This is a genomic window from Cystobacter fuscus (assembly GCF_044360685.1).
In the GTDB taxonomy this organism is placed as follows: Bacteria; Myxococcota; Myxococcia; order Myxococcales; family Myxococcaceae; genus Cystobacter; species Cystobacter fuscus_C.
Genome location: NZ_CP043491.1, coordinates 646,687 through 669,204 on the forward strand (window position 1 = coordinate 646,687; position 22,518 = coordinate 669,204).

Here is a 22,518-nt window from a genome sequence, read left to right on the forward strand (position 1 = left end):
CCGCGTACCGCCTCGCGCCGTGCGAGCCTCGCTCCCGCCTCGCCCTGCCGCCGCGCCGAGGCCACCCGCTGCGCGGCCTCCGCGCGCTGCTGCTGCTCCAGCACGCGCAACCTCCGGGCCATGCTGTCGCGCAGCACCTGCAACTCCGCCACCCGGGCCTCGGACTCGGCCGCCTCGCGCTCCAGCTGCTCCGTGCGCTCCACCAGCGAGCTGATGGACCGGGTGGCCATCCAGCCGCCCAGCCCCAGCACCGCCACCGTTCCCAGGAGCAGCCACCTGGGCCGCCGGGTGCTTCGGGGCACCACCTCGTCATCCGCCGTCAGCTCCATGGGCTCCTTCCGGGAGAAGGTTTGAAGCCCGACTGTATTCAGAGGGCGCGGGTAGGTCTCAAGGAGAAGGAGCGGGCCGTGTCACTCAGTGAATGGGTGGGGAGGGCCGGACGGCGCATCGCGTCAAAAATAAAGGCGGCGCGTCCGTGGAGGGGTTCGGACGCGCCGCCTCCACCACGCCGCTCCCGGGCAGGAGCGGGCGGACGTGCAGCGGTACTTCGAGGTGCACCGGAGCTCCTCCCAGGGGGCTCACGGGGCAGCTGGCGTGTCGCGCGCCAACGTCCACGGATGTACAGGGGGGGTCTGACATGCCCTCGCCCGGGGTGCGTTCCAAAGGAAAGGGCTCCTGTTGCACACTGCCCGGCTCGACAGGGAGGGCATGGCGACGATGGCGATCCGGTGCGTGGTGTTGGACTTCGATGGGACGTTCACGGACGTGGTGGCCGAGGGGGCCCCGTACGTCGAGCACTTCCGTCGGCGCCTGTCGGAAGTGCTCGGCCGGAACGTGGTGGAGGCGGGGTGGGAGGAGGAGGAGGAGCGGGTGTTGCACAGCTCCGAGGAGCCCGGCTGGGAGGTGGCGGGGCGGGTGGTGGCGCCGGCCATCGCGGACCCCTACCTGCTGAGCAACTTCGTGGCGCGGCGGTTGTGTGACCGGCTCGGGGTGCTGCCGGACCTGGCCGAGCGGGCGGAGCTGCTCAACGTGCTCTACCGCGAGGCCTACGTGCTGGCGGGGGTGGCCTTCAAGCCCGAGGCCAAGGAGGTGCTGGAGGCGCTGCTGGACACGGGGCTGCCGGTGCACGTGGTGACCAATGCGCACACGGACACGGTGGAGGCCAAGCTCACGAAGCTGGCGCCCCGGGGCCGCGAGCGCCTGCGGGTGTCGGGGGATGCGCGCAAGTTCCTCGTCGAGCCGCCTGCGGAGCCGGACGCGCGCTTTGGCGCCCTGCCCGAGACGACGCGGGTGGAGGGGGCCCTGAAGCGGCCCATCCATCTGCGCCGGGGCCACTATTATGAGGCGCTGCGCCGCATCTGGCGCGACACGGGCACCACCCCGGAGACGACGCTGGTGGCGGGCGACATCTTCGAGTTGGACCTGGCGATGCCCGCGGCCCTGGGCGCCCAGGTGCAGTTCGTGACGCGCCACAACGCGTTGGAGTACGAGCGCCGGGCCATCCTCGCGCTCGGGGACAGGGGCGGCATGGATCCGAGCCTGCGCGCCATCCTCCCGCGCGTGGTGGGCTGAAGTCACCTCATCGCGCTAGGCTGGTGGGCCGGAGACATCCGCCACACCGTCTCCAGGGGGAGCCGATGAATCGCATGCGAGGCAGGACCCGGGCGTTGCCGGGGGGGATGCTGGCGCTGGCGCTGGCGTTGGGGCCGGGCTGCAAGACGCCGGGCAGCTTCCGTGAGCCCGTGGCCCTCTTCCAGGAGGGCAACACCGCGGCGAGCACCGCCCTGGGCACGTACTACGCGGAGCTCAACCGGTTCGAGCGCGACCTCTACCTCGACGAGCGCCTGTACGACACGGGGCTGGAAGTGCTCGCCACCGATGCGGCCGGCCAGCCCACGCCCCTGGTGGGCAAGCTCTTCTCGCCCGAGTCCATCCAGGCGCGCATGGACGCCATCGCCCTGCTGGGGGTGTACGCCGAGCGGCTGGCGACGCTGGCGGGCGCCGAGGACGCGGGCAAGCTGCCCGAGGGCGCGCAGGTGCTGGGCAAGCAGTTGGGCTCGTTGGGCGCGCGGATGGAGACGCTGGCGGGCCGGGGGGATGCCACCGCCAGCCGCTACGTGGCCCCGGTGACCGCGCTGGTGGGCGTGGTGACCTCGCTCTACGTGGAGCACCAGCAGGCCCAGGCGCTCCAGAAGGGCCTGGAGCAGGGGGCTCCGGCGGTGGGGGCGCTGTTGGACCTGCTCGAGGCGGACCTGGTGGAGGTGCTCGGGCCCCAGCGTCTCACGGGGGCCAAGCAGGCCCTGTCCTCGCGGGTGATGTTCTACAACCTGCAGCGCGACAAGCTCTCGCTGGCCGAGCGCCGGGCGGTGCTCGAGGACATCCGCGAGGCCTCCACCGTCTACGAGGCCCTGGTGGTGGCGCACCCGGTGGAGCTGGCGCGGGCGCTGCGCGACGCGCACGAGGCCCTGTTGCGCTTCGCCCGCGCGGGGCGCGAGGTGAAGTCGTTCGAGGAGCTGTCCGGCGCGATGCAGGCCTTCCAGGGCCGGGTGCGCATCGCCGCCGCCGCCGTCCAGGCCATCCACGCGCCGCCCCGGGAGTGAGCCATGTACTTCGATACCCAGACGCTGACCCAGCTCGTCGAGCGCTGTTTCGACCTGTCCATGAGTGGCGCCGTGCCGCCCGCGACGCGCGCCGAGTACCTCGCCCACGGCAAGCGCCTGCGCGAGTTGTTGATGCGGCTGCTTGGCGCGCGCTTCGACGCGGCCTCGGCCGAGTTCCAGAAGGCCAGCGCCTCCCTGAGTGACACCAACCAGGAGTTGTCCCGCGCCGCCCAGGACGTGAAGCAGGCCACCCAGGTGGTGGAGCGCCTGGGCGAGCTCGCCGGCTACCTGGATCAGGCGCTCGCGGTGGCGGGCAAGGTCATCGCCTGAAGCGGAGCCCCTGAAACGCCGAGCCCCGCGTTCCCAGAGAGGGAGCGCGGGGCGGGGCGGGACTTCACCGGGGTGGGGCCTGGGTCAGACCTTGGCGCCCGGGGTGGCCTGGAACAGCTCGTTGAACTCGGTGATGGCCTTGTTCAGCGCGGTCTTGATGTCGGCCGTCAGCTCGCGCTTGGCGAGGATGTCCTTGGCGACCTGCGGGTGGCGGCTGTCGGTGAACTCGAGGAACTCCTTCATCCAGCGCACCACGTCGCTCACGGGCACCTGGCGGATCCACCCGCGCTTGTTCGGGTCGTCGCGGTTGGTGGCGGCGTAGATCTGCATGACCTGCTTCTCGACGGGCATGGGCTCGTACTGGCCCTGCTTGAGCACCTCCACGAGGCGGGCGCCGCGCGCCAGCGTGTCCTGGGTGGCCTTGTCGAGGTCCGAGCCGAACTGGGCGAAGGCCGCCAGCTCGCGGTACTGGGCCAGGTCCAGCTTGAGCGTGCCGGCCACCTGCTTCATGGCCTTGATCTGCGCGGCGCTGCCCACGCGCGACACGGAGAGACCCACGTTGATGGCGGGGCGCACACCGGCGAAGAACAGGTCCGTCTCGAGGAAGATCTGCCCGTCGGTGATGGAGATGACGTTCGTCGGGATGTAGGCGGACACGTCACCGGCCTGCGTCTCGATGATGGGCAGGGCGGTGAGGGAGCCCGCGCCCTCGGCGTCCGACAGCTTGGCGGCGCGCTCGAGCAGGCGGCTGTGGATGAAGAACACGTCGCCCGGGTACGCCTCGCGGCCCGGCGGACGGCGCAGGAGCAGCGAGAGCTGGCGGTACGCCACGGCCTGCTTGGACAGGTCGTCGTACACGATGAGCGAGTGCATCTTGTTGTCGCGGAAGTACTCGCCGATGGCCACGCCCGCGTACGGGGCGAAGAACTGCATGGGGGCCGGGTCGGAGGCGTTGGCCGTCACCACCACGGTGTACTCCATGGCGCCCGCGCGGGTGAGCTTCTCCACCACCTGGGCCACGGTGGACTGCTTCTGGCCAATGGCCACGTACACGCAGAAGACGTTGAGGCCCTTCTGGTTGATGATGGCGTCGATGGCGACGGCCGTCTTGCCCGTCTGACGGTCACCGATGATGAGCTCGCGCTGGCCGCGGCCGATCGGCACCAGGGCGTCCAGGGCCTTGATGCCCGTCTGCAGGGGCTCGTGCACGCTCTTGCGCTTGACGATGCCGGGGGCCTTCACCTCCAGCTTGCGCGTCTCGGTGGCGGTGATGGGGCCCTTGCCGTCCACCGGCTCGCCCAGCGGGTTCACCACGCGGCCCAAGAGGCCCTTGCCCACGGGCACCGAGGCGATCTGCGCGGTGCGCTTGACCGTGTCGCCCTCGCGGATGTCCTTGAAGTCGCCCATGATGGCGACACCGACGTTGTCCTCCTCGAGGTTGAGCACCAGGCCCTTCACCCCGTTGGAGAACTCCACCAGCTCGCCCGAGAGCACGCCCTCCAGGCCGTAGATGCGGGCGATACCGTCGCCCACCGACAGCACCGTTCCGGTCTCGGAGACGGTGACCTTCTTGCCATAGTCCTTGATCTGCTCCCGGATGATTCTGCTGATCTCGTCGGCGCGGATTTCCATCTTGAGTCCTTGGCACGGGGCGGCACGTGCGAGGGGCCGCCGGAGGGGGGGCTACCTGAAAGTCGTCGTTGGGGGGGCCCTTAACACGCGTTCCCGGCCCACCGCAACGCGCATGGGGGCTCTCGGAAACAGGGGATCATCGGGCCCTTAAGCCACGGACTCGCCGCTGACGGGGTTCAGCAGCCAGGAGCGTGACGCGGCAGCCAGACGACGAAGCGCGTGCCGAGGCCCGTTCCGGACTCCACCGAGATGCGGCCCCCGTGCGCCGAGGCGATCTGCCGGACGATGTACAGGCCCAGGCCCAGCCCATCGCCATTGGCGCGCTTGCCCCGCTTGAAGGGCTCGAAGAGGGTGGCGCGCTCCTCCAGGGGCACGGGCGCCCCCTCGTTGCGCACCGACAGGTTGATGCCGTCCGCCTTGCCCTCCAGGCGCACCTCCACCGGGGTGTCCTCGGGGCTGTGTTGCAGGGCGTTGCCCACCAGGTTGTCCAGCAACTGGCCGAGCCGGGTCTCGTCCCAGGTGCCCACCAGGTCGCCTTCCACCTTGGAGACGATGAGGCGGGTAGGGTGCGACACCTGGAATTGATCCATCACCCGCTCCAGGAGCTTGTCCAGGGCGAAGGGCGTGGGGCGCACGGGGATGCCCCCCGCGAGCCGCGCGCGGGTGTAATCCAGCAACTCGTGGATCATCCGCTCCATGCGCCGGGTGGCGGTGGCCACGTGCGTCACCTGCCGGGCCTGGTTCTCGTTCAGCTCGCCCCCGCGCTGCAGGGCCCCCACGCTCAGCTGGATGGCATGCAGCGGGGTGCGCAGATCATGCCCCACCACGCCCAGCAACTGCTCGCGGAAGGTGTCGGCGCGGGCCGCGGCCTCCTCGGTCGCCTTGCGCGCGCTGATGTCCCAGACGGCCGCCATGCGCACCGAGCGGCTGCCATGCTCCACCTGTCGGGCCAGCAGCTCCAGGAACAGCCGCTTGCCGTCGGCGCGCATGCCCGTCGCCTCGTAGGGTGCCTCCACCCGCCGCGTCATGGCGCGCTGCACGGTCTCGCGCGACTCGGGGGCGATCCACCGCATGAGCGACTGGCCCGCCATGTCCTCGGGGGTGGTGCCCAGGAGCTGGGCCAGGGCCGGGCTCGTCTCGAGGATGATGCCGTTCTCGTGCAGGCAGTAGCCATCACAGGAAACGGCGACGAGGTTGCGCAGGCGCTCCTCGCTCTCGCGCAGGGAGAGCTCCCGGTTCACCCGCTCCGTGTCGTCCTCGAGCATCAGGCTCACGCTCGGACGCGACGCACCCGCGGGAGCCGGAAACAGGGAGAGCCGGAAGTGGCGGACGTTGCCCGGGGTGTTCCCGAACGTGCCGGACACCCGCGAGCCCTGGAGGGCCTCACCCGCCTGTGCTCGCTGGAGCAGGGGCATCAGCGCCGGCGCGAGCCCCGGCCAGACCTCCGCCACCGTGCGGCCTTCATACGAGGCGCCAGGCAGCCCGCTCAGGGCAATGAGGGCGGTGCTGACGAAGTGGAAGCGGGAGTCCCGATCCACGCAGGCCAGAGCCAACCCCGTGGATTGGAGCAATGCACCCAGACAGGGCAAGAGCTCCTCGGCTGGGGAGGTCGCCAGTAAACCGGCGTGAGAACGGTGGAGGACGGGCTGCGCCATGATCGGAAGGGTCACGGGCCGGGCCCGTGACCCCACCATAGCCGTTCCCGGAGGCGCTGGGAATACCGGGCTTGCTGGGAAATGCGCGCGAGCGGACAGCGCGACTTTCCAGGGAGGGTGCTCAGCGCTGCTTCAGCTCGCGGCGCATCTGCTCGAGCTGGGTGCGCAGGGTGCCGTCATAGAGGATGCTGCCCACCTGGGCGGCGACTCCACCGAGCACGTTGGGATCCACCCGGGGCTCGAGCACCACGTTGCGCTGGGTCAGGCCCTGCAGGGTGCCCGAGAGCTTCTGGAGGGTGTCCTTGGACAGGGGGATGGCGCTGGTGACGTGGCCCCGCAGGCGGCCCGCCTGGGCATCGGCCATGTCGCGGTAGAGCCGGGCGATGTCCGGCAGGTAGGCGAGCCGGTTGCGGTCCACCAGCAGGCGCAGGGTGTTGACCAGCGCGGGCTCCAGGGTGCCAGAGGCCTTGATGAGCGCCTCGATCACGCTCAGGCGCTGCTCGCGGCTGTAGGCCGGATTGAGGAGGATGTCCGCCAGCTCCCGGTTGTCGGCCACCAGTCTGGCGAAGGTCGAGACCTGCTCGGACACGGCGTCGGCGCGCCCCGTCTCGGTGGCGACGTCGAGGAGGGCACGGGCGTAGCGGCGGGCAATAGACACGTTCACCATGGCGCGGCGCGCTTAGCACGCCCCTCCTTTCTGGGCAATGCCTCGCGCATCCTCCGTCCGGAGCGAGCCATTAGTTCTCCTGCGCCCCCCGGCCGCACGCCGGGTGAAGCGGTGAAAGAGGCGCGCCAGCGTCCGGCTTTCCCGGCGTATCATGACCGTACGGAATTGCCCTCCGGACCCTGGTTTCCCTCCATGCGTGACCCCATCATCGGTATCGACCTGGGCACCACCAACAGCGTGGTGGCCACCGTGGAGGAGGGACGGCCCCGTGTCATTCCCTCGCGTGTCGGAGGGCGCCTGACGCCTTCCGTCGTGGGCTTCACCCCGAACACGACCGAGCGCGTGGTGGGCGCTCCCGCCCAGGCGCTCGCCTCGGAGCACCCGGACTGCGTGGTGTGGGCCACCAAGCGCTTCATCGGGCGGCGCTTCACCCCGGAGCTCGTCCAGGCGGCGCGCTCGGTGGTGCCCTATCCCATCCTGGGCGGCACCACCGGGGACGTGCGCGTGAAGGTGGCCGGGCGCACCGTGCCCGTCACCCAGGTGTCGGCGATGATCCTCGGCGAGCTGAAGCTGGATGCCGAGGCCTACTTCGGACGCGAGACGAGCCGGTGCGTCATCACCGTTCCGGCCAACTTCGACGACGGGCAGCGGCAGGCCACGCGCGAGGCCGCCGCCATCGCCGGGCTGGACGTGCTGCGCCTCATCAACGAGCCCACCGCCGCGGCGCTCGCCTATGGTCTGTCGCGGGGCTTCCAGGGCCACGCGCTCGTCTTCGACCTGGGCGGTGGCACCTTCGACGTGACCGTGCTGGAGGTCACCGACGGCGTCTACGAGGTCAAGGCCACCGGGGGCGACTCGGCGCTGGGCGGCGAGGACTTCGACCTGAAGATCGTCGACTGGTTGCTGTCGCAGATCGACGAGCCCCTGCGTGAGAGCGTGCAGCGCGACGTGGTGTCCCAGCACAAGCTGAAGGTGGCCGCCGAACAGGCCAAGCGCGAGCTGTCCGAGTACGAGGAGACGCTCATCTCGCTGGCGGGCCTGGGGGATCAGTCGCAGTCGGCGCGCAAGCTGACGGGGTTGGAGACCGTGCTCACGCGCTCCTATTTCAATCAGCTGTGCGAGCCGCTCTCCGAGCGTTGTCTGGCGGTGTGCCGCTCGGTGATGAAGGACGCGGGCCTGGAGCCCTCGGCGGTGGACACGGTGCTGCTCGTGGGCGGCATGACGCGCGTGCCCCTCATCCGCCAGCTCGTGACGGACTTCTTCGGCAAGCCCCCCTCTACCGAGGTCAACCCGGACGAGGCGGTGGCGCTCGGCGCGGCCATCCAGGCCGACGAGCTGGCGCGCCAGTCCGGCGCGGCGCTGCTGCTCGACGTGGTGAGCAACTCGCTGGGCGTGGGGGTGCTGGGCGGCAAGGTGCGGCGCCTCATCCCCCGCAACCGCTCGGTGCCCGTGGTGGCCAAGGAGATCTTCCACCCCGGCCGCCATGGGCAGACCGAGGCGCGCATCCCCGTGTACCAGGGCGAGAGCGACCTGCAGGACGAGAACCGCAAGCTCGGCGAGGTCGTGCTGCGCAACCTCCAGGCGGGCTCGCGCGCGGACACGTCCCTGGAGGTCACCTTCGAGCTGTCCAACGAGGGGCTGCTCTCGGTGCGCGCCGTGGACCTGCAATCGGGCCTGAGCGAGGAGGTGCGCATGGAGGCGCGCCCCCACCTGCCGGCCAAGGAGGCCGACCGGCTCGGCAAGGAGCAGGCCGCGTACGCGCAGAAGCAGGCCCAGCAGGACGCGCGCAAGTCCGAGGACAAGTTCCGCAAGCTGCTGGAGCGGGGGGAGAAGCTCGCCCGGCTCCTGCAGCACACCGCCGAGGACAACCCCGGCGAGCAGGCCCAGGCGGCGGTGGCCAACGTGCGCTCGCTCCTGGAGTCGGGGCACGCCGCCCTCCAGGCCCAGGACGCCGAGCAGTGCGCCCAGGTGGCCCGTCAGCTCACCCAACTCCTTGCGGGACGCTAGGCGGCGGCGCGCGCGCTGGCGGTTTTCTGGCCCACCCTTTCCACCGGGTCTCGGTTTTCCGAGGGCCCCGCCTCCGCGTGCGCCGCGCCAACCCCTTGGAATCCCAGACACCCGGCGCGCACTCCGCGCTGGCACACGCGTGGCAATACGCGCCCCGGCCGGAAAACACATTGCGAGGAGTCTGGGTCATGCATTCAAACAAACATCCAAACAAACAAGCTGGGGTGGTTCTCGCGCTGATGGGCCTCGTGGGGTGCTCCAACTCACGGGGTCTCCCGGAGAACCAGCCCGTGCAGATGTCGGCGAGACTCGAGGCCTTCGAGAGCTGTGAGGGGCTCGAGTCCTATATCGAGGACGCCGCGGTGCTCGACATGCGCGCCTCGATGGAGCGCTCCAAGCCCTCCTACTGGCAGGGCCGGGGGGGCGGCGTGCCCATGGATGACGTGGCGTCTCCCACCGCCCCGAACTCCGACTCCGGTGCGGGCGCCCCGCCGGGCTCGCCGGGCAGCTACACGGGCACCAACAACCAGGTGACCGGCGTGGACGAGGCGGACTTCGTGAAGAACGACGGCACGCGCCTCTTCGTCCTCTCCGGACAGAAGCTCTATGTCCACCGCTCCTGGCCCGCCGAGTCGTTGCACACCGAGTCCTTTGTCCCCATCGAGGGCTGGCCCCGGCAGATGTTCCTGCACGGCGACAAGGTGGTCGTCTTCTCCGAGGTGTATACGAACCCGTCGGGAACCGGGAGCGCGAGTGACTCGTCGGTCGGGTGCGGCTACCTGTCGCTCTGCGTGGCCGGTGGGATTGCCTCCACCAAGGTCACCACGGTGGACGTGTCCCAGCTGTCCGCGCCCCAGGTGACGGGCGAGTTGTATCTGCCCGGCGGCTACCACGACGCGCGGCTGTCGGGCGGCTCGGTGCGCCTGGTGTTGAACGAGTCCTTCGCCTGGCCCGCCGGGATGCGCTGGTACCCCGACTACGAGCCGGGGCTGTGGAATGACACGCCGCGGCTGGAGCGGGAGATCGACGCGCTCAAGGACACCAACGAGCAGCTCATCCGCGCGCGCTCCCTGTCGGACTGGAGGCGGGAGGGGTACTTCAAGCAGCCGGATGGCACCCGGGTGCCGGTGGCCCAGGACTGCCGCGACTTCCACAGGACGAACGCGCCCTCGCAGCTCGGCTACGTCACCGTGGCCTCGATCGACCTGGACGCGGCGGTGACGCAGGCGCCCGGACGCACCACCCTGGTGGCCCAGCCGGACATGCTCTACGCCAATGGCGGCGCGCTCTACCTCACCGCGCGGCACTGGTGGTGGTGGTGGGAGCCGGGGCAGCGGGACTACACCTACGTCCACAAGCTCGACCTGGAGCAGCCGGGACGCGCCCGCTACGTGGCCAGCGGCACCCTGGAGGGCCACCTGCTGGACCAGTTCAGCCTGGACGAGCACGAGGGCGTGCTGCGCGCGGCCACCACCATTTCCTGGCGGGTGCCGGAGGCCGGCAACCCCTGGGGACGCACCGAGACGACCAACCGCGTCTCCACCCTGCGCCAGGACGGCAACCGGCTCAAGGTGTTGGGACGCAGCGAGGATCTCGCCAAGGGCGAGCGCATCTACAGCGCGCGCTTCCTGGGCAACAAGGGCTACGTGGTGACGTTCCGCCAAGTGGATCCGCTCTTCACCTTCGATCTCTCGGACCCGGCGCGCCCGCGCAAGGTGGGCGAGCTCAAGGTGCCGGGCTTCTCCACGTACATCCACCCGCTGGGCGACTCGCACCTGCTGACCCTGGGCGTGCAGATGGCGGAGAACGGCGACTGGCGCTCGCGCTCGCTCAAGCTGTCGCTCTTCGATGTGTCCGACCTCGCCCACCCCCGCGAGGCCTTCACGCAGCTGGTGGGCTCGCCCAGCAGCTGGAGCGAGGCGCTCTATGATCACAAGGCCTTCAACTTCTTCGCGGCCAAGGGCCTGCTGGCCATTCCCTTCACCGACTGGGCCTCGTCCTCCTCCGGCTACTACTGGGACTACTTCGTGAGCGACCTGCGCGTCTTCCGCGTGGATACGGCCACGGGTTTCACGCCCCTGGGCTCGCTCTCCATGCGCGACGTGTACCGCACCCACGACACCAGCCGGTGGAACCCCTGGTACCAGCCCTACGTGCGCCGCAGCGTGATGGCGGATGACTACGTGTACGCCATCTCGGACGCGGGTGTGCGCGTGTCCCACGTGAACCAGCTCTCCACTCCGCTGGCCACGGCGCCCTTCCAGCCCGCCGCCCCGTACTGACGCACGGCGTTGGGGCAGGGGAGCGTGCGCCGAGCGTGCCGGGCCGTGATAAGGGCCCCGCTGCCATGACGTCCGCTCCCCTTCCCAGCCGCCGCGAGGAACTCCTGCAACTCTGGAAGCTCGCCCTGCCCATCGCCATCGCCCAGGCGGGTCAGCACCTCATGGGCTTCGTGGACACGGCGGTGGTGAGCCGCGCGGGCACCCAGGCGCTGGCGGCGGTGGGGCTGTCCTCCTCCATCTTCTTCGCCCTGAGCAGCTTCGCCATGGGGTTGATGATGGGGTTGGATCCGCTGGTGTCCCAGGCCATCGGCGCGCGCAACCTCTCCCGCGCGCGGGTGCTCTTCTGGCAGGGCAGCTACCTGGCGCTGATCGTCGGCACCGTGCTGGCGGTGCCCCTGGTGGTGGGGCCGCGGCTGCTGCCGCTCGTGGGCGTGAGCTTCCCGGAGCTGCCCGAGGTTCGGGACTACCTCACCTGGCGCGCGCCCAGCCTGCCGCTGGTGCTGCTCTTCATCACCGCCCGGGCCTACCTCCAGGGGGTGGGGCGGCCCCACGTCCTGGTGGTGTCCACCGTGGTGGCCAACGTGTTCAACCTCGCGGCCAACGTCCTCTTCGTCTTCGGCGGCGAGGGGTTGCCCTCCTTCCTCGGGCCCCTGCGCGCGATGCCCGCCCTGGGCGTGAAGGGCTCGGCGCTCGCCACGCTGCTGGCGACGCTCGTGCAGTGGGCCATCGTCGCGTGGGCGGTGCGGATGACTCCGGGCGCGGCGGGGCCGGGCTGGGTGCGTCCGGTGCGCGCGGACATCCTCCAGGCGCTGCGCGTGGGCGTGCCCATCGGCCTGCACCTCGCGGCGGAGGTGGGCGTCTTCTCCCTGGCGGGAGTGCTCGCGCGCTGGGTGAGCCCGGAGAGCATGAGCGCGCATCAGATCGCCATCTCCTACGGCAGCCTCTCCTTCGCCATGGCGCTGGGCATCGGCAACGCGGGCAGCGTGCGGGTGGGCTGGGCGGTGGGGGCGCGGGATACGCCGCGCGCCCGGCGCAGCGGGATGATGGCGTTCGCCTCGGGCGCGGCCTTCATGGCGCTCGCCGGACTGGGCTACGCCCTCTTCGCTCCGCAACTGGCGGACCTCATGGGCACGCCCCCCGAGGTGCGGCCCCTCGTGGTGCCCCTGCTGATGGTGTGCGCCGTCTTCCAGTTGTCCGACGGCGTGCAGGGCGTGGGCGCGGGCGTGCTGCGCGGCGCGGGCGAGACGCGCTTCACCTTCCTGGCCAACGTGGTGGGGCACTACGCGGTGGGCCTGCCCGTGGCGCTGGGGCTCGGCTTCGGACTGAAGCTGGGCGTGGTGGGCATCTGGTGGGGCCTGTGCGCGGGTCTCACCTTCGTGGGCCTCGCGCTCCTGTGGCGCTTCGAGCGCCAGAGCGCCGGTACCCTCCGCCCCATGGAAGGGTGACCTGGGGCTGGCTCAAAGATTCTCGCACTCCTTGGGATCTGGCTTCACCTCGGGGAAATCGTCCACATGGCTGGGGTTCACGAAGAGGCTGTTCTCCCCCATCCCGGTCCAGTTCAAAGTCCAAAGCGACATGCGGTTGTCGTCGGGTGAGATCTTGTGCCTGATCATACCCCCATCCAAAACTCTGAACGTGATCGAGCCATCCTTGGCGAGCTGGACGCCACCCACGTCTTGTTCAAAGGTATCCTCATCCTCGAAGTAGACCGAGACATGGTGCCCGGTCATCTCGATACGGAGCCTCAGCTTCTCGTGCCCGCGGCAATCGGGAGCTAACACAAACCCCTGCGATGTCCGCGTCGGTTGGCGCCAAGTCCCCACCAACTGCTGGATCGCCGTCTCCTCCTCCTCGGAGAGCACCAGGTCGAGCTTCGACAACGTCGCCTGCATCTCGGTTGGCTCCGGGAGCTTCGCCAGCGCGTTCTTCAGAGAATCGGGAGGGACATAACGGCTCTGCGCGAACACCTGGACGTCGAGATCCCCCGAGTCGTCCGCGAACGTTCCCGTGCGGACCAGGATCTCGAGCGGATTTACCCTGTCGGGGCTGGGCCACCCGAGCAGCTCCGCGTTCACGAACACGTTCCTCCCCAATCGCTCACTGTGATGCATCTTGAAGAGGTACGGGGGGGATTCCGGTGCGCTCATGAGCATGCCCTTGATGCAGGCCTCCGTCGAACTCGCGTCTTCACAAGCCACGGAGACGTGGATCTGCGGTTGCTGTTTGGTCTCTCTGGTGAGGAGGCGCTCAAGCTGCGCCCACTCCTGCTCCGCGAACAGATTCAGCAGGAGGTCCCTCGCGCCGGTGTGCTCTGGCTCGAGCGCACTGGCTCGCAGCGCCGCGTCGAAGCGCTCCTTCAGGGGCCGTTTGGTGTCCTCGGCCAGGGCCAGGATCGGCTCGAGTTTGGGGCGCTCGGCCGACAGCAACTCGGCTTTCGTCCAGCCCTGGCTGTCACCGCAGCGGATGCGCCACCAGCCGGAGCCGTCTTTCTCCTCGACGGCGCACCCGGTCCCGATGGGCACCTGTTTGACCACGTTGGCTTTCGTGGAGGCCGTCTCACGCAGGTTGACCATCGACCCGGAGATGAACACCTGCTCACGGGGCGGGGCCTCGGGACTGGACTTGGGCGCCTCGGCGGACGTGGCCCCATGCGCCTGATCGGGCGATGTCCTCCCGACTCCCACCAGCACAGCGGTGACTGCCGCACCTACCACCAGCATGAGGGCGAGGATTCTTCCCGCCCGAGAAGTCGATGCACTCATGCGCCGGACCATGGCACGGCCCTCCGGTTTCTCACCGGCGCTTGGAGGAGTGATCGCACGGTGCTCGTTTTGGTGTAAAATTACGCCATGACTGGCTCGTCATTCTCCCTGAAGTCTCGACTTGCCCTCTTCTGTCTGCTGGCCGCGGTGGTCTCCCTCGGGGGGACCGGGTGTGCCACGGCCTCTCGGGCGACCATCGCCCCGGTGACTCCCGCGCCCGAGCCCATCGCCGAGCCGGCTCCGGCGCCCGAGCCCCCGCCGGCTCCGGAGCCCGTGGTGAAGGCCGAGCGCCCCAAGGCCTCGAAGCGCGCGGCCCGGCCCGCGTCCGAGGCGAAGGCGGCGACGAGGACCTCCATGGCGGCGAGGGCGCCCGAGCCGAGGCGGCCTCAGTCGGACGGCCTGTCGCTCGAGTCGGGCGAGCCCGTGGCCTTCGATCCCTCGGCGATGACGCGGCCCCAGCGGGTGAGCGGACGGGAGCCCCGGCTCACCCCGGAGGCCCAGGCCGAGCGCGTGCGGGGCACCGCGCTGGTGCGCTGTGTGGTGACCCGCGAGGGCCGCGTGACGAATTGCCGGCTGCTCAATGGCCTGCCCTACATGAATCAGGAACTGCTCGAGGCCCTGTCCACCTGGCACGTCACCCCCGCCACAGCCCAGGGCAAGCCGCTCGATGTGGACTACACCTTCGTCGTCCGCGTGCCCACGTCGAGCTGAAACGGCACCCGCTCAGCCCTGGCGGGCCCGGCGCCGGATGGCCTCGCTGATGGCGGTGAGCGGGAGCACCTGGTCCACCGCGCCCCGCTCGATGGCCGCGCGCGGCATGCCGAACACCACGCTGCTCGCCTCGTCCTGGGCGATCGTCGCCGCGCCGGCCTGCTTCATCGTCAGCAGCCCGTCCGCTCCGTCCTCGCCCATCCCCGTGAGCAGCACGCCCACCGCGTTCGCCCCCGCCGCGTGCGCCACCGAGTGGAACAGCACGTCCACGCTCGGCTTGTGTCCCGACACCCGCGCCCCGTCCAACACCTCCACCTGGTAGTGGCCCCCGGTGCGCCGCACCCGCAGGTGCCGGTTGCCCGGCGCGATGAGCGCTCGGCCCTGCAGCACCCGGTCCCCCTGCTCCGCTTCCTTCACCTCGATGCGGCACAGCTCGTTGAGCCGCCGGGCGAAGGCCAACGTGAACTGCTCCGGCATGTGCTGCACGATGACGATCCCCGGGCAGTCCGGAGGCATGGGCCGCAGCAGTTGCCGCAGCGCATCGGTGCCCCCCGTGGAGGCCCCCACCGCCACCACCTTGTCCGTCGTCACCGTGAGCAGGGAGACCACGGGCCGCTCCGCGGGCTCCGGCTCCAGCCGTGTCGGGGGCACGTAGCGCTCCGGCCGGGGACGTGCCTTCGCGGCGTCACGCAGGGACTGGACGAACCGCTCCCGGGACTCGCGCAGGAACTCCCCCACGCCCAGCGGGGGCTTGGAGATGATCTCCACCGCGCCCTCCTCCAGCGCGCGCACCGCCAGCTCCGTGCCCGGTCCCGCCAGCCCCGAGCACACCACCACCGGCACCGGTGCTTCCTCCCGCATCAGCTCGCGCAGGAACGTCAGCCCGTCCATGCGCGGCATCTCCAGATCCAACAGGATCACGTCCGGCCGGTGGCCCGTCATCTTCTGCCGGGCGATGAGGGGATCCGACGCCGTCTCGGCCACCATGTCCGGCACGTGCTTGAGCAGCATCAGCATGCCCTGGCGCACCACCGCCGAGTCATCCACCACGAGCACCCGCAACACAGGAGCCAAGTCGCACCCTCGTCCGCCGACGCCAGGAGTCGCGGCCCCTGGAGGTTACGCGCCACTCCGCGCCCGCGCCACCCGAGGCCCCGTGGGTAGGACTCCGGGTCCGTGCCAGGCATGCTGGCGGCCCTATCGTCCGGCTCCCGGAGAGGGCGGCGCGCGTGGGGGCTTACGGGTGGTGCACCGCCTCCTCGTCCTTCTCTTTCTCGGGGCGCACGTCGTACGCGTCATGGTCCTGGTATTTGGCGCTGTCCATGCGGGCCTCGCTCAACGCCTGGGGTCCGAGGGTCAACCCGTTCCCGATCGACGCATCCAGCACCTCTCCCAGGCTCGCCTTGTGCAACTGGTCCTTGTCCAGGACGAGGTGGATGTCCTCGTCCTCGATCCGCTCCACGGCGGAGAAGGGGACCCGATAGTCCCGGGCATAGAGCACGCCCTTCTCCACGACGAAGGCGTCTTCCAGCAGGCCGATGACCCTGCCCATCCGGTGCCCGTCCCTGCTCTTCACCACCATGCCCGACCGAACATCCATTCGCTGTGCCATCGCTCGCTCCTCCGCGCGCTGAGGGAACAGGGGCGGCCGGCTCCACCCAGCCGTCCCACCAGGGAAGATGGGGATTTGGCCGGGCCCCCGTCAGCGAGCCCTTCCTCTTCCTCCTCCTCGTCGGTCAGGACGCCGCGGAGCGCCTCGCCCGGGTGGCCTCGCGCAGGAGCGCGGCGTCATCGAGGATCAACGCGATCCGCCCGTTGCCCAGGATGCTCGCGCCGGAGATGCACGGAAGGTCCTTGAACAGCGAGCCCAGGGGCTTGATGACCGTCTGGCGCTCTCCGTGGAGCATGTCCACGACCAGGCCCACCTTGCCCTGCGGGTGTTGGACGATGACCATGCTCTCGCGAGCCGGCGCCGGGGTGTGGGGACTGAAGAGGTGGCGCAGCCGGAGATAGGGAATGGCCTCGCCCCGCAGGTTCAACACCCCATCGCGCTCCCCGGTCCGTCCCCGTGCGCCCTCGGGCAGCTCGATGCACTCGTGTACGGCCTCGAGCGGCACGACGTACGTCTCCTCGCCGACGCCCACCAGGAACCCGTCGATGATGGCGAACGTGAGGGGGAGCCGGAGGGAGAGGGTGACCCCGTGTCCCTCCCTGCTCTGCACGGTGACCTTGCCCCGCAGGGCCTCCACGTTGCGGCGCACCACGTCCATGCCCACGCCCCGGCCCGACGTGGCGGTGAGCTCGCGCGCCGTGGAGAAGCCCGGCTCGAAGATGAACGAGAAGAGCTCCGCTTCCGGCAGCGCCTCGGGCTCCCGCGAGAGCCCCAGCGCGCGGGCGCGCTCGATGATCCGCTCCTTGTTCAGGCCCGCCCCGTCGTCGATGACCTCAAGCAGGATGCCGCCCGCGTCATGGGCGGCGCGCAGCTTGAGCTGGGAGAGCTCCGGCTTGCCCCGCGCCCGGCGGATGTCCGGCGTCTCGATGCCGTGGTCGATGGCGTTGCGGATCATGTGCAGCAGCGGATCCCTCACGTTCTCCACCAGCGCGGTGTCCATCTCCACGTCCTCGCCCTCGAAGACGAGCTCGACGTGCTTGCCCCGCGACGCGGCCAGGTCCCTCACGGTCCTCACGTACTGGCGGAACGTGGGGCCGAGCGGCACCATGCGCACGTTCATCACCAGCTCCTGCAACTCGCGCAGCAGGCGCTCGCCGTCGCGGCTCGCCTCGATGAGCTGCTCGCGCGGCCGGTCACCCTCGAGCATGGCGGTCAACTTCCCCTGGGCGATGGACAGCTCCCCGATGAGATCCACCATCCGGTCCAGCTTGGTGATGCCCACCCGGAGGTTGCGCGCCCGCTCCTCCTCGGCCAGGGGCTTGCGTCCGGGCGGCTCGGCGGGCGGGGGAGGGGCGGGAGGCGAGGCTTCCTTCTCGCTGGCGGCCGGAGCCGGGGCCGTGAGCTCCTTCCGGGCCCAGCGCGTCATGAGCGCCATCACCGAGCGATGCTGGACCGTCAGCTCGGCCTGGCCCCTGGCGAGCTGTCCTCTCAGCTCCCGCATCGCATCCACGGCCGACAGCAGCAGGGACACGAGCTCATGCGATACGGCGAGCTCTCCGGTGTGCAGGTGCTCGAGCAGGTCCTCCAGCTCATGGGTGAACTCCACGAAGGCGGGAAGCTCCACGCACGTGGCGTTGCCCTTGAGGGTATGCGCCGCGCGGAAGATGGTCCGCAGCCGCTCGGGATCTGGCTGTTGCTCCAGGCCGACGAGCTGCTCCTCCATGAGGGCGAAGACCTCATCGCACTCGAGGAGGAAGACCTTCAGCAGCTCGTCACGATCGATGTCCATCGGGATCCGTCTCGGAAGCGGCCAGCACCAGACCCGCTTGTTTTTCCAACAGCGCGAACAGCTCCAGGTCCGAATCACCCAGCGTGGGCTTGTGCGGCAGCATGCCGAAGATGGCGATGACGCCCCAGACGCGGCTTCCGATGAGCAGCGGGACGCAGGCGGTGAGCGCCGGCTCGTTGCCGGCGGCGGGGGGGGCCCTGCCCTCACTGGCGACGAAGAGCTGCCCGGTGAGGGCCGTCTGGCCGATGATGCCGTGGCCCAGGGGGATGGACTGGAGCCCCGCCGGCTCGATGCCCATCGAGTGCACCAGCACGAGCGTCGAGCTGCCCTCCTCGAGCTCGAAGATGCCCAGCTCCTCCGAGCCGACGATGTTGTTGATGATGTCGCGCAGGATGTCGAGCAGGGCCGGCCGTTCGAAGGTCTCGTGCAGCCGGTGGCTGGCCGCGTACAGGCCCACCAGGCTCGTCACCCGGGCGTCCGCTTCGGACAGCTGCTCCTCGAGCCGGGCCCGCTCCTGGTGCAAGGCGTCCAACTGGGTGCGCAGGGACGCGTTCTCCGCCCGCAGCTCTCCCAGACGCTCGTCGGTGCCCTGGAGCGCTTCAGGGTCGGGGGTCGAGGGCTTGGAGGGAGGGTCCTGGCTCATGAGGAACACGAGGGGGACGGCTACTCGCCGAGGTGCTGGCGCAGTTTCTGGAGCAGGTCGCCCTTGTCGAAGGGCTTGGTGATGTATTCGGTGCAGCCGCTCTCGAAGCCAGCCTTCACGTTGTGCGGCTCCCCGCGGGTGGTGACCATGATGATGGGGGTGGCGTGCATCTCCGGGCTCGCGCGGATGCGCCTGCAGGCCTGCAGGCCGTCCATCTGCGGCATCACGACGTCCATGAAGATGAGATCCGGCCGCTCGCGCAGCGCCAGGTCCACCGCCTCCACGCCATTGCGGGCGATCAGCAGCTCGTAGCCGCCGCCACTCAGCATCATCCGGTGCATGAGCAGCACGGTGTTGGAATCATCCACGAGCAGGATCTTCTTGCGTGTCATCGTCACGTTCTCCAGACGGAGCGAGCCGTTCATGCCGGCTTGTCGCGCGCGGTGGGATCCACACCACACAACTCGCGCAGCAGCGAGAGTCCCTTGGGGCTCATCCCGAGAAATTGCACCCCCATGCCGACGGGATGGGAGAAGGCCTTGCGCTGGGCATACGTATTGGCCCAGGCCACCACCCCCGAGCCCCGCAGCTCCGTGCGGTGGGTGGTCAGGTGGATCTTCAGTTCCACCGCGGCCCCCGGACGCGCCGGCACGAGCGTGCGCAGGAAGATGCCCCCGGGGCTGAGGTCATACGAGTAACAGGAGTTCCAGTCGCCAAAGAGGTTGCCCGCCTCACGATACTCGACGGGACAGAAGAAGGGCACGCGCGCCTCGGGCTGGAGGGCATTGCTGACGCGGGAGAACCAGGCATTGGCCTTCTGGACGACGTGCTCCGGAAAGACCTGGGTCATGTCGAAGCCGGCCACCAGGCCCCCGCCGGAGTGGGTGACGAGCTCCCCGGGACCTCCGGGGCAGATGAGGAACCAGCGCGACCCCGCCCGGGACTCCTCCGGGTGGCGCAGCCGCAGTACCCGGGCCAGCTCCTCGCGCGACGCGGCGCACAGGATGTGCAACTCGATGTTGGACTCGGGGGGCGGTTCGCGCTCGTCCTCGAACGAGCCGTAAAGCACATGGTAGCCACTCTGCTCGAGCAGCTCGCCCGTGCGCCAGGCGAAGTTCTGCTGCCCATGCAGGAGGGAGACGACCTTCGGGCCCAGCCTTCCCAGGGACGCGGGGGACACGCGAGGCGTGGCGGCGGCGGCCACCTCGAAGCGGGGCTGGAGTTGATGCTGCCGCAGCGGCTTGAGCAGACAGTCATCCGCGCCCATCTGACTGAGGCTCTCGATGAACTCGGTGGGGGTCTCCAGGTTGGCCAGGAGGACCAGGGGGGCGCCTACCATCCGCCTCAGCTCCTGCAACCGGGTGAGGGTGCCCTCCTCCGCTGGCATGAAGGACGGGCAGTCCAGCATGAGCATGAGGGGACGTTGTCTCCTGGCTTCGGCCAGGGCCTGCGTGAGGTCTTCCACGGCGACGCATTCAAGGCGCGCGGCCTCGATCGCCTGGATGGTCTGCGCCCGCAACGGGTTCGCGTTCTCGATGAGGATGACCCCGCCGCTCGCGCTCATGGCCTGCCTCGGTCCCTCTTCACGACCCGCATGGAGGTCCTCCCCCTCGGCACACTTCGTCCCCGGGCCGCACCTTCCGAGGCGTCGCGCTCCTCCCGCGGCTGGTGGCAGGCCTTTGCTTCGATGTCAAAGCGCATGGGGCAGGGGAGCATAGAGCATGGGAGGCGAGGGGGGCACCCAGAGATCGGCGGGCGGGGTGAAGTCGAGGAGGCAGGCCCGCCGGGGACGGAGAGGGCGCCGCGCCGCGTCGGGGCGGAGCTCTTGCCTGCCTGGTCACGGGCGCGGCGGGGGGCCTTGGCATGCGGGCACTGTGGGGAGGAAGAGTTGTCTCCTCCAGGCGGGCAAGGGCCCGCTGTGCGTCACCTCGGAGACCCATAAACTCAGCCTGAACGCGCGGTCTCCCCGGGGGTGCTCGCGCGAACGAGGTTCTCGCATGGAGCATCACCCTGCTTGCTCGCCAGGTGCGCCGGACGCACCGCTTCGGAATTCGGAGCCGCTATCCGAGGCCGCGAGCGGCAAGGCGGACGAGCGCGACCAGGTGGAAGCTCGCCTGGCGATGCAGAGCCGGTTGCTGGAGCTGGTGGCGCGCGGCACGCCGCTGCCGGACATGCTGCACTCCATCACCCGGGCCATCGAGCTGTTGAGCCCGGGGATGATGGCCTCGGTGCTGTTGCTGGATGACGCCGGTCTGCTCCACGTGGGCGCCGGGGCGAGCCTGCCGCCAGCCTACAACGCCGCCGTCGAGGGGCTGGCGATCGGCCCCACGGTGGGCTCCTGTGGCGCGGCCGCGTACTCGAAGCGGATGGTGGTGGTGACGGACATCGGCACGCATCCCAACTGGGCGCCCTACCGGGACACGATGAAGGCGTTCCGGCTCCAGGCGTGCTGGTCCGGTCCCATCCTCTCCTCGGAGGGGCGGGTGCTGGGGACGCTGGCCATGTATTACAACGAGCCCCGGGCCCCCACGGAGCAAGAGCTGCACCTCATCGAGACCATGGCCCACATCGCCTCGGTGGCCATGGAGAAGGCCAAGGCCGAACAGGAGCGCGAGCGCCTCCTGGTGCGCGAGCGCCTGGCCCGCCACGAGGCCGAGGCCGCCAGCCGGATGAAGGACGAGTTCCTCTCCACGCTGTCCCACGAGCTGCGCACGCCCCTCACCTCCATCCTCGGCTGGGCCCAGTTGCTGCGCACGCGCGCGATGCCGGAGGACAAGCGCCAGCGGGCCTTGGAGACCATCGAGCGCAACGCGCGGGCGCAGACGCAGCTCATCGAGGACCTGCTGGACATCAGCCGCATCGTCACGGGGAGGATGCGGCTGGAGGTGCGCCCGGTGGAGCCCCTGCCGGTGTTGGAGGAGGCGCTCGACGCGGTCCGTCCGGCGGCCGAGGCCCGGGGAGTCCGGCTGGCCCTGCGCGTCGCCCCCGGCATGGGGCAGCTGCTCGTGGACGCCGAGCGCTTGCAGCAGGTGGTGTGGAACCTGCTGACCAACGCCATCAAGTTCACGCCCTCGGGAGGTCAGGTGGTGGTCCGGCTGGCGCGGGGAGAGGGCGAGGCCCGGTTGGAAGTGGAGGACACGGGCCAGGGCATTGATGCGGCCTTCCTTCCCCACGTCTTCGAGCGCTTCCGTCAGGCGGACAGCAGCACCACGCGCAAACATGGAGGCCTGGGCCTGGGCCTGGCCATCGTGCGCCACGTGGTGGAGATGCATGGGGGCAGCGTGTCGGCGCACAGCGAAGGGCCGGGCCGGGGCTCCACCTTCCGCGTCGTCCTGCCGTTGACGCCGTCGGACGAGCCAGAACCGCTTTCCGCCCCTCGGGCCCTGCCGGCGCGGGGCCTCGGGTCTCCGGCGGCCGAGGCGCCTTCGCTCGAGGGGGTTCGCGTCCTCGTGGTGGAGGACGCGCCGGATACCCGGGCCCTGCTCACCGAGATGTTGGAGGGCAGCCGGGCCCAGGTGGTGTGCGCGGCGAGTGCCCAGGAGGCCCTCGCGTTGCTTCACGGCCCGTTCCGCGCCGACGTGCTCGTCTCGGACATCGGCATGGCGGGAGAGGACGGCTACGAGTTGATTCGCCGGCTCCGCGCCCAGGAGCGTGCCGGAGCGCGGCTGCCCGCGGTGGCGCTCACGGCCTTCGCCCGGAGCGAGGATCGCTGGCGCGCCCTGGCCGAGGGCTTCGATGTGCACGTCGCCAAGCCGGTGAACGCCTCGCGGTTGATCTCGGTGGTGGCGTCGCTCGTCTCCTCCCGGCACGCCTGACGGGCCCGGAAGG

19 protein-coding genes are annotated in these 22,518 nt (G+C 70.1%); 9 read left to right on the top strand and 10 right to left on the bottom strand.

What is annotated here, in order from left to right; genetic code table 11:
* Nucleotides 1-120: 120 nt before the first annotated feature.
* The 4 genes from F0U63_RS02745 (at nt 121) to F0U63_RS02760 (ending at nt 2,930) form a co-directional block, all read left to right on the top strand.
* Nucleotides 121-354: a hypothetical protein gene (locus F0U63_RS02745; protein ID WP_395843387.1), complete on the top strand. Its 234-nt coding sequence runs from the start codon at nt 121-123 to the stop codon at nt 352-354.
* 363 nt (nt 355-717) lie between these two features.
* Nucleotides 718-1,572 carry an HAD family hydrolase gene (locus F0U63_RS02750; RefSeq protein WP_395848305.1) on the top strand — a complete coding sequence of 285 codons (855 nt, stop codon included), beginning with the start codon at nt 718-720 and terminating at the stop codon, nt 1,570-1,572.
* Nucleotides 1,573-1,637: 65 nt separating this feature from the next.
* A complete protein-coding gene (locus F0U63_RS02755) occupies nt 1,638-2,600 on the top strand; it encodes a hypothetical protein (RefSeq protein ID WP_395843389.1) in 963 nt (320 codons plus the stop codon).
* A 3-nt stretch (nt 2,601-2,603) separates the two neighbouring features.
* Entirely contained in the window at nt 2,604-2,930 is a 327-nt protein-coding gene (locus F0U63_RS02760; RefSeq protein ID WP_395843390.1) for a hypothetical protein, read from the top strand.
* An 84-nt stretch (nt 2,931-3,014) separates the two neighbouring features.
* Here the strand turns inward: F0U63_RS02760 and atpA are convergent, their stop codons facing one another.
* The 3 genes from atpA to atpH form a co-directional block, all read right to left on the bottom strand.
* A complete protein-coding gene (gene atpA / locus F0U63_RS02765; RefSeq protein WP_395843392.1) occupies nt 3,015-4,562 on the bottom strand; it encodes a F0F1 ATP synthase subunit alpha in 1,548 nt (515 codons plus the stop codon).
* A gap of 176 nt (nt 4,563-4,738) precedes the next feature.
* Entirely contained in the window at nt 4,739-6,256 is a 1,518-nt protein-coding gene (locus F0U63_RS02770; RefSeq protein WP_395843394.1) for an ATP-binding protein, read from the bottom strand.
* Between the two features lie 82 nt (nt 6,257-6,338).
* On the bottom strand, nt 6,339-6,884 hold the full coding sequence (atpH, locus tag F0U63_RS02775; RefSeq protein ID WP_395843396.1) for an ATP synthase F1 subunit delta: 546 nt from the start codon (nt 6,882-6,884) through the stop codon (nt 6,339-6,341).
* Between the two features lie 192 nt (nt 6,885-7,076).
* Here atpH and F0U63_RS02780 point away from each other — a divergent pair, with 192 nt between their 5' ends.
* The 3 genes from F0U63_RS02780 to F0U63_RS02790 all read left to right on the top strand — a co-directional run bounded on the left by F0U63_RS02780 (nt 7,077) and on the right by F0U63_RS02790 (nt 12,618).
* On the top strand, nt 7,077-8,891 hold the full coding sequence (locus F0U63_RS02780; RefSeq protein ID WP_395843398.1) for an Hsp70 family protein: 1,815 nt from the start codon (nt 7,077-7,079) through the stop codon (nt 8,889-8,891).
* A 188-nt stretch (nt 8,892-9,079) separates the two neighbouring features.
* Nucleotides 9,080-11,173: a beta-propeller domain-containing protein gene (locus tag F0U63_RS02785; protein ID WP_395843400.1), complete on the top strand. Its 2,094-nt coding sequence runs from the start codon at nt 9,080-9,082 to the stop codon at nt 11,171-11,173.
* Nucleotides 11,174-11,238: 65 nt separating this feature from the next.
* On the top strand, nt 11,239-12,618 hold the full coding sequence (locus F0U63_RS02790) for an MATE family efflux transporter (RefSeq protein WP_395843402.1): 1,380 nt from the start codon (nt 11,239-11,241) through the stop codon (nt 12,616-12,618).
* Between the two features lie 12 nt (nt 12,619-12,630).
* Here the strand turns inward: F0U63_RS02790 and F0U63_RS02795 are convergent, their stop codons facing one another.
* Nucleotides 12,631-13,947 (bottom strand): hypothetical protein, encoded by a 1,317-nt coding sequence (locus tag F0U63_RS02795; protein ID WP_395843404.1) that lies wholly within the window; start codon nt 13,945-13,947, stop codon nt 12,631-12,633.
* 75 nt (nt 13,948-14,022) lie between these two features.
* On the opposite strand from F0U63_RS02795, the gene F0U63_RS02800 reads away from it, so the two are divergent.
* A complete protein-coding gene (locus F0U63_RS02800; protein WP_395843406.1) occupies nt 14,023-14,646 on the top strand; it encodes an energy transducer TonB in 624 nt (207 codons plus the stop codon).
* 12 nt (nt 14,647-14,658) lie between these two features.
* Here the strand turns inward: F0U63_RS02800 and F0U63_RS02805 are convergent, their stop codons facing one another.
* The 6 genes from F0U63_RS02805 to F0U63_RS02830 all read right to left on the bottom strand — a co-directional run bounded on the left by F0U63_RS02805 (nt 14,659) and on the right by F0U63_RS02830 (nt 20,254).
* The gene (locus tag F0U63_RS02805) at nt 14,659-15,720 is read right to left on the bottom strand and encodes a chemotaxis response regulator protein-glutamate methylesterase (protein ID WP_395843408.1); all 1,062 of its coding nucleotides are present in this window, start codon (nt 15,718-15,720) and stop codon (nt 14,659-14,661) included.
* A 163-nt stretch (nt 15,721-15,883) separates the two neighbouring features.
* Nucleotides 15,884-16,258 (bottom strand): hypothetical protein, encoded by a 375-nt coding sequence (locus F0U63_RS02810; RefSeq protein ID WP_395843410.1) that lies wholly within the window; start codon nt 16,256-16,258, stop codon nt 15,884-15,886.
* A 124-nt stretch (nt 16,259-16,382) separates the two neighbouring features.
* The gene (locus F0U63_RS02815) at nt 16,383-18,047 is read right to left on the bottom strand and encodes a chemotaxis protein CheA (protein ID WP_395843412.1); all 1,665 of its coding nucleotides are present in this window, start codon (nt 18,045-18,047) and stop codon (nt 16,383-16,385) included.
* Nucleotides 18,031-18,690 (bottom strand): GAF domain-containing protein, encoded by a 660-nt coding sequence (locus F0U63_RS02820; protein WP_395843414.1) that lies wholly within the window; start codon nt 18,688-18,690, stop codon nt 18,031-18,033. The genes F0U63_RS02815 and F0U63_RS02820 overlap by 17 nt, the downstream gene beginning before the upstream one ends.
* Nucleotides 18,691-18,710: 20 nt before the next feature.
* Complete coding sequence (locus tag F0U63_RS02825; RefSeq protein ID WP_002625589.1) at nt 18,711-19,115, bottom strand: response regulator; 405 nt, start codon at nt 19,113-19,115, stop codon at nt 18,711-18,713.
* On the bottom strand, nt 19,112-20,254 hold the full coding sequence (locus tag F0U63_RS02830; RefSeq protein ID WP_395843416.1) for a PilZ domain-containing protein: 1,143 nt from the start codon (nt 20,252-20,254) through the stop codon (nt 19,112-19,114). The genes F0U63_RS02825 and F0U63_RS02830 overlap by 4 nt, the downstream gene beginning before the upstream one ends.
* Nucleotides 20,255-20,687: 433 nt before the next feature.
* Between F0U63_RS02830 and F0U63_RS02835 the strand changes: the two genes are divergently transcribed.
* Nucleotides 20,688-22,505 (top strand): ATP-binding protein, encoded by a 1,818-nt coding sequence (locus tag F0U63_RS02835; protein WP_395843418.1) that lies wholly within the window; start codon nt 20,688-20,690, stop codon nt 22,503-22,505.
* The last annotated feature ends 13 nt before the right edge of the window (nt 22,506-22,518 follow it).